6 protein-coding genes are annotated in these 11,689 nt (G+C 69.5%); 2 read left to right on the top strand and 4 right to left on the bottom strand.

All coding sequences use genetic code 11. The annotated features are described in order from the left end of the window. Nucleotides 1-4: 4 nt before the first annotated feature. The gene (locus tag D1610_RS02895) at nt 5-2,515 is read left to right on the top strand and encodes an ABC transporter permease (RefSeq protein WP_118862592.1); all 2,511 of its coding nucleotides are present in this window, start codon (nt 5-7) and stop codon (nt 2,513-2,515) included. 9 nt (nt 2,516-2,524) lie between these two features. Continuing rightward, the gene (locus tag D1610_RS02890; RefSeq protein WP_118862591.1) at nt 2,525-5,032 is read left to right on the top strand and encodes an ABC transporter permease; all 2,508 of its coding nucleotides are present in this window, start codon (nt 2,525-2,527) and stop codon (nt 5,030-5,032) included. 193 nt (nt 5,033-5,225) lie between these two features. On the opposite strand, the gene D1610_RS02885 is transcribed toward D1610_RS02890, so the two are convergent. From D1610_RS02885 to D1610_RS02870, 4 genes are read right to left on the bottom strand one after another with little or no spacing between them, the layout of a single operon-like run. Beyond that, the gene (locus tag D1610_RS02885) at nt 5,226-6,629 is read right to left on the bottom strand and encodes an efflux transporter outer membrane subunit (protein WP_118862590.1); all 1,404 of its coding nucleotides are present in this window, start codon (nt 6,627-6,629) and stop codon (nt 5,226-5,228) included. 13 nt (nt 6,630-6,642) lie between these two features. Continuing rightward, on the bottom strand, nt 6,643-9,813 hold the full coding sequence (locus D1610_RS02880; protein ID WP_118862589.1) for an efflux RND transporter permease subunit: 3,171 nt from the start codon (nt 9,811-9,813) through the stop codon (nt 6,643-6,645). A 57-nt stretch (nt 9,814-9,870) separates the two neighbouring features. Then, entirely contained in the window at nt 9,871-11,151 is a 1,281-nt protein-coding gene (locus D1610_RS02875; protein ID WP_118862588.1) for an efflux RND transporter periplasmic adaptor subunit, read from the bottom strand. 4 nt (nt 11,152-11,155) lie between these two features. Next, on the bottom strand, nt 11,156-11,551 hold the full coding sequence (locus tag D1610_RS02870) for a hypothetical protein (RefSeq protein WP_118862587.1): 396 nt from the start codon (nt 11,549-11,551) through the stop codon (nt 11,156-11,158). Between the last annotated feature and the right edge of the window lie 138 nt (nt 11,552-11,689).

The following is an 11,689-nucleotide window of genomic DNA, read 5'->3' as shown; positions in this document are numbered from 1 at the left end:
GGCCATGTGGCGCAACTATCTGACGGTGGGATTGAGGGCGCTGGCGAAGAATCGGACTTACGCCTTCATCAACATCGTCGGGCTGGCGATCGGGTTGGCCGCCTGCCTGCTCATCCTCCTCTATGTCCGCTACGAGCACAGCTATGACGGATGGATGAAGGACGCCGACCAGGCGTTCCAGCTGCAGAGCTATCATTCGGCCGACGATCTGGGCGGGGAGGAGCAGAATCTCCAGCTCAGCGCGATCGTCGCCGCGCGGGCGCTGGCGAAGGATTTTCCCCAGGTCGAAAACGTCGTCTTCGTGCGCTCCTTCTCGCCGGTCATCATCCAGGACGGGCAGGCGTCGCAGATCGATGATCTGCGGATGGTCGTCGGCAATCTGTTCGATATTCTCCAGGTGCCGTTCGTCCGCGGCGATCCGCGCACCGCGCTTGGCGATTCGCATTCGCTGGTGCTGAGCGAGAGCGAGGCGAAGCGCCGGTTCGGCGATGCCGATCCGATCGGCAAGACGCTGACCATCGTCGATAATGCCGGCGACGTCGATTACCGGGTGACCGGCGTGTTCCGCGACATCCCCAAGAACAGCAGCTTTTCGGCCAGCATGGTCGCGCGCTTCGATCCGGAGGTGCAGTTCGCCGACCGGGTGCAGGTGATGACCCGTTGGGATTCGCAACAGGGCTGGAACTACGTCAAGCTGCGCAAGGGGGCCGACGCCGATGCGATCAACGCCCAACTCGCCGCCTGGGAAAAGCGCAACATCCCCGATCAGGTGGTGAACGGCGAAGTCACCAACTCCGGCGACACGCAGGATTTCGGCCTGGTCAACATCCGCGACGTGCATCTCGGCAAGGCGCAGCAATATGGCATGACGCCGGGCAACGACCGCACCACGGTCGTCACCTTCGCGGTGATCGCGCTGCTGGTGCTCGGCATGGCGTGCGTCAACTTCACCAACCTCGCCACCGCGCGGGCCTCGCAGCGCGCGCGCGAGGTGGCGCTGCGCAAGGTGCTCGGCGCGACGCGGCGGCAGCTGATCGCGCAGTTCATGGGCGAATCGATCCTGCTCGCGGCGATCGCCATGGTCGCCGCGCTGACCCTTGTCGAGCTGACGCTGCCCGCCTTCAACGCCTTCCTCGATGCCGACATCGCGCTCGGCTATTTCGGCGCGGACGGCATATGGCTGCCGGCGGTCGTGCTGGTGCTGCTCGTCGGCGTCGCGGGCGGGCTCTATCCGGCCTTCTACCTGTCGCGCTTCCAGCCGGGCGCGATCCTCAAGGCCAATCGCTCCGCCGCCGACACGCAAGGGTCCGGACGGCTGCGCAACGCGCTCGTCGTCCTCCAATTCTCGATCTCGATCGGGCTGATCGTGTGCACCTCGGTGATCTACGCGCAGACGCTCCATGCCCGCACGCTCGACGCCGGCTACCGGCGCGACGGGCTGCTCCAGGTCAAGAACCTGACCTTCAAGGGCGTGTCGCCCGCCCAATCGCAGGCGCTGGTCGAGCGGATCCGCCGCCTGCCGGGGGTCGAGGCGGCGGCGCGCACCCAGATCGCGATCTCGCCCGACGGCAATTCGACGGCGGACTATTTCCTGCCCGGCAGCGCGAGCTCGATCGCGCTCGGCACCTACGGCGTCGAGACCGGTTTCTTCAAGGCGATGGGCATGAAGCTGCTCGCCGGGCGCGTCTTCTCCGACGCGCAGGGCAAGGACGACGCGACCACGCCCTATCCCGTCGATCTCGCCGCGGAACGCGCGCTCGCCGTGCGCGGCATCAACGTCGTGATCACCGAGACGGCCGCCGCGCGGCTGGGCTTCGATTCCCCGCAAGAGGCGATCGGCAAGCAGATGCGCGGCACACTGACCGTGCCGGAGGTCGGCCTCATCCCCTGCACGATCGTCGGCGTCGTGTCGGACGCGCGCTTCCGTTCTCTGCGCGAGCCGATCCAGCCGATCGTCTACGTCATGCAGAAGGTCGGCTTCGCGCAGATCGCGGTGCGCTATGCCGGCGCCGCCCCGTCCGAGGTCCGCGAGCGGATCAGGCGGGTGTGGGACGAGGTGGTGCCGCTGGTCCCCTTCGAAGCCGATTTCGCCGACGATCTCGTCCGCGGCCAGTACGAACGGGAGATCGCGCGCGGCCAGCTGTTCGCCGCCTTCGCCGTGCTCACGGTCGTCATCGGCTGCCTCGGCCTGTTCGGCCTCGCCGCCTTCACCGCAGAGCGGCGCACCAAGGAGATCGGCATCAGGAAGGTGCTCGGCGCCCGCACGCGCGACATCGTCCGGCTGCTCGTCTGGCAGTTCAGCCGCCCCGTGCTGATCGCCAACCTGATCGCCTGGCCGGTCGCCTGGTGGGTGATGCGCGACTGGCTCAACGGCTTCGACACGCGCATCGCGCTGACGCCGACGCCGTTCGTCGCAGCGGGGCTGCTCGCCCTGATCGTCGCGCTCGCGACGATCGCATCGCACGCGCTCCGCGTCGCCCGCACCAATCCCGTCCACGCCCTCCGCTACGAGTAGGACCAAGCCATGTGGCGCAACTATCTGACCGTCGGCCTTCGCGCTCTGGCGAAGAACAAGACCTACGCGTTCATCAACATCTTCGGGCTGTCGCTCGGCATCGCCGCGTGCCTCCTGATCCTCACCTTCGTGCGCTACGAATTCAGCTATGACGCCTGGCTGCCCGGCGCCGACCGCGCCTATCAGGTGCAGGATTTCTACCAGCCGACCGAGCGCGGCGGCGAGGAATACAAGCTGCAGCTGACCAGCTTCGTCTCGGGCACCGCGCTCAGGAAGGATTTTCCGCAGATCGAGCGGCTGGTCTATGTCACCCGCCAGCCGATCGTCGTCATGCAGAATGGCGAGGCGACCGCGCCCGAGGACTCGATGTATGTCGATGGGCCGCTGTTCGAGATATTGCAGGTGCCGTTCGTGCGCGGCGACCCGCGCACCGCGCTCAACGACCCCAATTCGCTGGTGCTCAGCGAAACCGAGGCGAAGAAGCGGTTCGGCGACGCCAACCCGATCGGCAGGACGCTGACCTTGGTGTCGGGCGATTACACCGCGGACTACCGCGTCACCGGCGTGTTTCAGGATCTGCCCAAGAACACGCATCTGGCGATGAACCTGGTCGCGCGCTTCGATCCGCAGACCTATTTCGCCGAAAACCCCAATTTCCTGACATCGTGGAACACGCAGGGCGGCGCGGTCTACGTCAAGCTCAGGCCCGGCGTCGACGCCGCCGATCTGATGCGCCAGTTCCCCGCCTGGGAGAAGCGCAACATCCCCAACGAGACCGTCGACGGCAAGGTCGAAAACGCCGGCGACGTGCAGGATTGGCGGCTGACCAACATCCGCGACATCCACCTGGGCGAGGCGCAGATGGCGGCCACCACCCCCGGCAACGACAAGCGGACGGTGCTGACCTTCGCCGTGATCGCGCTGCTGATCCTCGGCATGGCCTGCGTCAACTTCACCAACCTGGCGACGGCGCGCGCATCGCAGCGCGCGCGCGAGGTGGCGCTGCGCAAGGTGCTGGGGGCAACGCGGCGACAGCTGATCGTCCAGTTCGTCGGCGAATCGATGCTGGTCGCGGCGCTCGCGACCCTGGTCGGGCTCGCGCTCGTGGAGCTGGCGCTGCCCGGGCTCAATGCCTTCCTCGACGCCGATATGCAGATCGCCTATCTGGGGACGGAGGGCCTGCTGCTGCCGGTGATCGTCCTGGCGCTGCTCGTCGGCCTCGCCGGCGGGCTCTATCCCGCCTTCTACCTGTCGCGGTTCCAGCCGGCGCATGTGCTCAAGGCGAACAAGTCGGCGGCCGACGCGCAAGGGTCGGGCCGGCTGCGCAACCTGCTCGTCGTCGCGCAGTTCGCCATCTCGATCGGGCTGATCATCTGCACCGCGATCGTCTATGCCCAGACCATCCACGCGCGCACCGCCGATGCCGGCTACAAGCGCGAAGGGCTGCTGCAGGTGGCGGGCATCGCCACGCCGCAGGCGGAGGCGGTGTCCTCCACCCTGCTCCAGGAGATCCGCAAGATTCCCGGCGTCACCGCCGTCGGCCGGTCGACCATCGCGGTCGCCAGCGGCAACAATTCGATGACCGGCGTGAAGCGGCCGGGCGCCGTCGATCGCGTCGATCTCGGCGTCTACGGCATGGACCCCGGACTTACCGAGGCGCTCGGCACCAGGCTCATCGCCGGGCGGCTGTTCTCCGAAAGCCAGCCGATGGACGATGCGACCACGCCCAGCCCGCTCGACATGGACGCCGAACGCGCCCTCGCCGCGCGCGGGATCAACGTGATCCTGTCCGAATCCGCGGCAAAGCGGCTCGGCTTCGCCGATGCGCAGGCAGCGATCGGCCAGCCGATCCAGGCCGGGCTGCTCCCCGACGAGCTCGGCCTGCTCAACGCGACCGTGGTCGGCGTGGTCGGCGACGTGCGCTATCGCACCGTGCGCGATCCGCTGCAGCCGATCCTCTATTATTACCAGACCGATCGCTACACCCAGATGCTGGTCCGCTTCGCCGGGGTTTCGCCGTCCGCGGTGCGCGACCGGGTCGAAGGGGTGTGGCAGCGGCTGGTGCCGGACATTCCCTTCAACGGGCGCTTCGTCGACGATATCGTCCGCAACCTCTACAATGCGGACGAACGCCGCGCCCAGCTGTTCGGCATGTTCGCGATCCTCGCCGTGGTGATCGGCTGCCTCGGCCTGTTCGGCCTCGCCGCCTTCACCGCCGAACGCCGCACCAAGGAGATCGGCATCAGGAAGGTGCTCGGCGCCCGCACGCGCGACATCGTCCGGCTGCTCGTCTGGCAGTTCAGCCGCCCCGTGCTGATCGCCAACCTGATCGCCTGGCCGGTCGCCTGGTGGCTGATGCGCGACTGGCTCAACGGCTTCGACGTGCGGATCGCGTTGGGACCGACGCCGTTCGTCGCCGCCGGCCTGCTCGCGCTCGCCATCGCCATCGCGACGATCGCCGCGCACGCCTGGCGCGTCGCCCGCACCAACCCGGTCCACGCGCTGCGGTACGAGTGAGGGGGCGGAGCTTGTCCGTGGGAGCCCCTCTCAATTCCGGCTAGGCCGCTGCGCGCCCAAGCCTCCCTCTCTCCCCTGAAGGGGAGAGAGGGAGGGACACCTGGTTCCTCTCTCCCCTTCAGGGGAGAGATACGCAGGCTGGGAGCGTAGCGACCTAGCCGAAGTTGAGAGGGGCAGACCACCCCTCCGCCCCCTAACCCTGCCACCCCCCACCCAGCGCGCGGAACAGGTCGACCTGCGCGGTCGCGATCCGCGCGTCGGCGGCGGCGAGATCGGCCTCGGCGTCGGCGAAGGTGCGCTCGGCGTCGAGCAGCTCCAGCGAGGCGATCTGGCCTTCGCGCTGGCGGGCGCGGGTGATGCGCGCGGCCACCTCGGCCTCGTCGCGCGCCGCCTGCAGCGCGGTGCGGCGGTCGAGCGCGCGGGCATAGTTGGAAAGCGCCGTCTCGGTCTCCTCCAGCGCGCGCAGCACCGTCCCGTCGAACCGCGCGAGCGCCGCCTGGCTGTCCGCCTCGGCCGCATCGATCCGCGCCCGCGCCGGCTCGCGGTTGATCGCCCATTCGATCAGCCCGCCCAACAGCCAGCGCAACGGGTTGGCGCCGAAGACGTCGCCGATGTCCGATCCGGTCGAGCCGACCGAGCCGCCCAGCGTGATGCGCGGGTAGAGATCCGCGGTGGCGACGCCGATCCGCGCGGTGGCGGCGGCAAGCCGGCGCTCGGCGGCGCGCACGTCGGGTCGCCTCGCGAGCAGCGCCGCGCCGTCGCCGACGGGGATCGGCTGCTCCAGCCTGAGCGTCGTCTTGCGCGCGGCGGTCGCGGGCGGCAGGTCGAGCGGCGGACGCCCGGTCAGCGTCGCCAGGCGGAACAGCGCGGATTGCCGCTCGGCCTGGAGCAGCGGCACCTCGGCCTGGCGCTGGTTGCGCAGCGCGGCGATGCGCGCGGTGTCGAGCCGGGTGGCGAGGCCGACCTCCTGCCGCCTGCGGGTCAGCTCGATCGATCGGTCGAGCAGTGCGACGATGCGCTCGGCGACCGCCAGCCGCTCGGCCGCCGACACCGCGTCGGCATAGGCGCGCGCGGTCTCCGCCGCCACCGCGACGCGCACCGCGTCGGCATCGGCCCGGGCGGCGGCGACGTCGCCCCGCGCCGCCTCGATCCCGCGGCTGACCCGCCCGAACAGATCGACCTCGTAAGCGACGTCCAGCCCGGCATCGAAGGTCCAGTCCTCGCGCGGCGCGCCCGGCGCGCGCTGCCCGGCGGGCGCCCGGCCGTAATCGGCGCCCGCGCTCAGCCCGACATCGGGCAGCCGGTCGCCGCGCACCTCGCGCAGGGCGGCGCGGGCGCGGGCGAGGCGCGCCACCGCCTCGCGGATGTCGGTGTTGGCGGCCAGCGCATCGGTGACGAGCTGGTCGAGCACCGGATCATCGTACAGCCGCCACCATTCGCCCTCGACGGGCGCGGCGGTGGCGATCGCCGGATCGTCGGCGGAGATGAAGGGGCCGGATGCGGTCGCGAGAGGGACGGGCGCGACATGATCCGGCCCCACCGCGCACGCGGCGAGCGCGAGCGCGGAAGCGGCGGTCAGGAGATTGCGGGCGAACATGGTTTGGCCCTCCTTATTCGGCGGGTTGCAGCTGGGCGTCGGACGCGTCCGGGCGACGCCGCCGGAGGCGGTCGCCCAGCGCGCGGGACGCGACGTAGAACATCGGCGTGAACACCAGGCCGAACGCGGTCACCCCGATCATCCCGAAGAACACCGCGGTGCCCAGCGCCTGGCGCAGCTCGAAGCCCGGCCCCGATGCGGTCACCAGCGGCAGCACGCCCAGGATGAAGGCGAAGCTGGTCATCAGGATCGGCCGCAGCCGGGTGCGCGCCGCCTCGGTCGCCGCCTGCAGCGCGGTCGCCCCGCGCTCCTCGGCCTGCTTGGCGAACTCGACGATCAGGATGGCGTTCTTGGCGGCGAGCGCGATGAGCACGATCAGGCCGATCTGGGTCAGGATATTGTTGTCCATCCCCCGGATGTTCACGCCGAACATCGCGGCGAGCAGCGTCATCGGCACGATCAGGATGATCGCGAGCGGCAGCATCAGGCTTTCGAACTGCGCCGCCAGCACCAGGAAGACGAACACCACCGACAGCGCGAAGATCAGCGCCGCGACGTTGCCCGCCGCCTTCTGCTGGAAGGCGATGTCGGTCCACTCGCCGGAGAAGCCGGCGGGAAGGTCCTCGGCGAGCTTCTCCATCGTCGCGATCGACTGGCCGGTCGAATAGCCCGGCGCGGTCTCGCCATCGATCTCGACCGCGGGGAACAGGTTGTAGCGCGTCACGCGGTACGGTCCGGTCCTGTCCTCGAAAGTCGCGACCGCGCCGATCGGCACCATGCCGCCGCCGTTGGATCGCGTCTTCAGCTGCGCGATGTCGGCAGCGTCGTCGCGGAAATCGGCGTCCGCCTGCGCTGTCACGCGGAAGGTGCGGCCCAGCAGGTTGAAGTCGTTGACGTAAGCCGATCCCAGATAGACCTGCAGCGCCTCGAACACGCGCGCCGCGGGCACGCCGAGCATGTCTGCCTTGGCGCGGTCGATGTCGGCATAGATGCGCGGGGTCGCGGTGTTGAACAGGGTGAAGACGTTGGCCAGGCCGGGCTGCTTGTGCGCCTCCCCGATCAGGCCCTGCGCCGCCTGTTCCAGCGCCTGATAGCCCGCGGCGTTCCTGTCCTGCACGATCATGCGATAGCCGCCGCCATTGCCGATGCCCTGGATCACGGGCGGCGGGATGACGAACACGAACGCCTCGTCCATGTCGGCCAGCGCGGCGCGCATGTCGTTCTCGATGTTCGCCTCGGTCCGGTCGGTGCCGGCGCGCTCCTCGAACGGCTTGAAGGTGACATAGGCCGCGCCCGCGTTGGACGCCTGCGTGCCCGATGCGCCGTCGAAGCCGGCGAACATCACCGCCGCCTCGGTGCCGGGCACCTCCAGCAGCTTCTTGACCGCCTTCTTGAGCACCGCGTCGGTCCGCTCGATCGAGCTGCCCGGCGGCAGCTGGATCGCGGCGAGGGCGTAGCCCTGGTCCTGCGCCGGCACGAAGCCTGCGGGCGTCGCCCAGAACAGCGCGCCGGTCGCGACGACGAGCGCGGCATAGCTGGCGAACGCCTTCTTCGGCGCGGCGGCGACGCGGTGCGCCACCCGGGCATACCAGTCGCCCAGCCGGTCGAAGCCGCGGTTGAACTTCTCGCCGCCGATATAGGCCCAGCGCCGCCAGCCCCTGGCCGGCGCTTCGCTCGCGCGCGGGCGGAGCAGCATCGCGGCGAGCGCCGGGGAAAGGGTGAGCGACAGCACCAGCGAGATCACCGTGGCGGTGGCGATCGTCACCGCGAACTGGCGGTAGAACTCGCCGGTGATGCCGGTGAGGAAGGTGGTCGGCACGAACACCGCGCACAGCACCAGCACGATCGCGACCAGCGCGGCGGACACCTCGTCCATCGACTTGTGCGCGGCCTCGCGCGGGGAAAGGCCGTGCTCCAGGTTGCGCTCGACATTCTCGACCACGACGATCGCGTCGTCGACGACGATGCCGATCGCCAGCACCAGCCCGAACATGGAGAGCGTGTTGAGCGAATAGCCCAGCGCCGCCAGCATCGCGAAGGTGCCGATCAGCGAGACGGGGATGGCGACGATCGGGATGATCGCCGCGCGCCAGCTCTGCAGGAACACCAGGATCACGACGACCACCAGGATCATCGCCTCCAGCAGGGTCGTCTGCACCGCGCTCATCGATTCGCTGATGAACTCGGTCGGGTTCCAGATGATCTTGTATTCAAGGCCGGCGGGGAAGGTTTTCGCCGCCTCGGCGAGCTGCGCCTTGACCCCCTCGGCCGCCGCCAGCGCGTTGCTGCCCGGCCGCTGGGTGATGCCCATGATGATCGAATCGGTGCCGGAGAGGTACGCGTTGACGCCGTAATCCTCGGCGCCCAGCTCGACGCGGGCGACGTCGCGCAGCCGCGTGATCGCGCCCGACGGGTCGGTGCGGACGATGATATTGGCGAACTCGTCCGCCGTCTTGAAGCGGCCCTGCGTCTCGACGCTCAGCTGCTGCGCCGCGCCGGTGTCGAACGGCGGCTGGCCGACCGAGCCCGCCGCGACCTGCACATTCTGCTGCCGCAAGGCCTCGACGATCTCCCCCGCCGTCAGCCCCAGCATCGCCGCGCGCCCGGGGTCTATCCACACGCGCATCGCGAAATCGCGCGCGCCGAACACCTGCACGTCGCCGATGCCGTCGACGCGGGTCAGCCGGTCCTTCAGCTGTGTCAGCGCATAGTTGGAGACATAGCCGCGATCGAGCGAGCCGTCGGGCGACAGCACGTTGACCGCCATCAGCCATGATGGAGACGTCTTGCGCACCACCACCCCCTGCCGCCGGACTTCCTCGGGCAGGCTGGGCTCGGCGAGCGCGACGCGGTTCTGCACGAGCACCTGCGCGGTATCGAGATCGGTGCCGAGCTTGAAGGTGACGGTGATCGTCACCCGCCCGTCGCCGGTCGATTGCGACGACTGGTAGAGCATGTTGTCGACGCCGTTGATCTGCTGCTCGATCGGCGCCGCCACCGTGTCCGCGACGGTCTCGGCCGATGCGCCCGGATAATTGGCGCTGACCGTCACCGTCGGCGGCACGACATTGGGGAATTGCGACACCGGCAGCCCGGCATAGGCGAACGCGCCGATGATCGTGATGATGATCGCGACGACGCCGGCGAAGATCGGGCGGCGGATGAAAAAGTGCGACAGGCGCATGTCGAGTCTCCTCGCCCCGCGGGGCGATCAGGAAGTCAGAGCGAAAGGCGGTCCGGGCTAGTTGGCGAGCGTCGCCTGCGCGGCGGCCGGCACGTCCACCGGGGTCATTGGCGGGCCATTCGGCTCGACCGGCGCGACCTTGCCCGGCCGCGCATTCACCTTGGCGCCGGGCATCGCGAACTGGATGCCCTGGATCACCACGCGATCGTTCGGCGCCAGGCCCGATCGGATGCTGCGCAGCCCGGCGACCAGCGGTCCCGGATCGACCGGCCTGGCGGCGACGGTGCCGTCCTGACCGACGACGAACACCACCTTGCGCGCCTGGTCGGTGCGCACCGCGGCATCGGGGACGAGCAGCGCCCGCGTCTCCTCGCCCGCGCTCAGCCGCATGCTGCCGAACATGCCCGGGGTCAGGAAATAATCGGGGTTGGAGACGACCGCACGGCCGCGGATCGTGCCCGATTGCGCGCTCAGCGTGTTGTCGGTGAAATCGACCCTGCCCTGGCGGCTGTAATCGGCCTCGTCCTGCAGCCTGATCTCGACCTGCTGCCCGGCGGCGTCGCCGTCGGCACGATCGCGCTGCGCCTTCAGGTACAAGGCTTCCGAACTGTCGAAGGTGAAGTAGATCGGATCGAGCGCGTTGATCGTCGTCAGCAGCGTGCCCGCGCCGCCCTCACCCGCCGAGACGAGATTGCCCGCGTCGATGCGACGGTCCGAGATGCGGCCGCCGATCGGCGCGCGAACGCGCGTGAACTCCATGTCGAGCGCACGGGCGCGGACCCGCGCCTGGGCGCCCGCCAGCGCCGCCTTGGTGGCGCGGACGCGGGCGCGGAGCTGGTCGACATCGCTCTCGGATACGCCCTCGATATCGAGCAGCCGCTCGGCACGGCCGAGATCGGCCTCGGCCAGCGTCACCGCGCTCTCGGCGCTGGCCAGCCCGGCGCGCGCCTCGGCTAACGCCGCGGCGAACGGTCGCGGATCGATGGTGAACAGCAGCTGCCCCTTCCTCACCACCGCGCCGTCGGCGAAGTGGATCGCGGTGACCGCGCCCGAGACGCGAGGGCGCACCTCGACCGAACGGCTCGCCTCGAACCGGCCGACATAATTGTCCCATTCGTTGATATCGCGGACCAGCGGCATGGCGACGGTCACGGTGGGCGGCGGCGGTGCCGCGACCGCCGGCGTCTCGCCGCTGAACTGGGTGACGCCCGCGGCGACGAGGGCGACCGGCAGCAGCACGGCGGCGCCTTGCTGCCAGCGCGGCAGTCGGCGGAACCGGTCGAGCGCGCCCGGCCTGGCGAAGCCCGTCTCGGGCTCGATCTTAGTCAGCATGTTCATGGGGTCAGTTCTTCCGGCTGCGCGCGGCGCGGCCGCGGCTGATGCTGGCGAGCAGCGTTTCATAGTGATGCGCGGTGAAACCGGCGGCGTGGAAGGCGGCGATCTCGGGTGCGGGCACGCTGTAGCCATGATGCCAGGACAGCACCGCCATGCGCCGGAGCGCCTCCAGCCGCGCATCGGCGAGCCGGGGGTTCTGCCGCTCGCCGAACAGCGCGCCGAGCGCGACCGACACCCGGCCGGGCGCGTTCAGGCTCGACAGGCTGTCAGCTCGCGCAATCGCGACCACCGACCATTCGAGCGCGGAGAAGCGCGACGCGTCGTCATGCGCGGCGCGCTGGGCGACCGGGTGAACGGCGTCGGCATGCCCGCCCGCGACTTCGGTGAAATTCATATAGGCCATGTTTCGTCTCCCTGGTCATGGCCGGCAGCGGGCAAACTCCACCCTTTTCCGGAAGCGACGAATTCGCCGCCGGACTGCCGATGTGGTTCGAATGTCTGACGGACGCAGGTCACCCATCACGAAGGCGCTGCCGCCTTC

Source organism: Sphingomonas gilva, from assembly GCF_003515075.1.
GTDB lineage: Bacteria > Pseudomonadota > Alphaproteobacteria > Sphingomonadales > Sphingomonadaceae > Sphingomonas > Sphingomonas gilva.
Note: the sequence above shows the minus strand (reverse complement) of the source record. Positions and strands in the feature narration are given on the sequence as shown.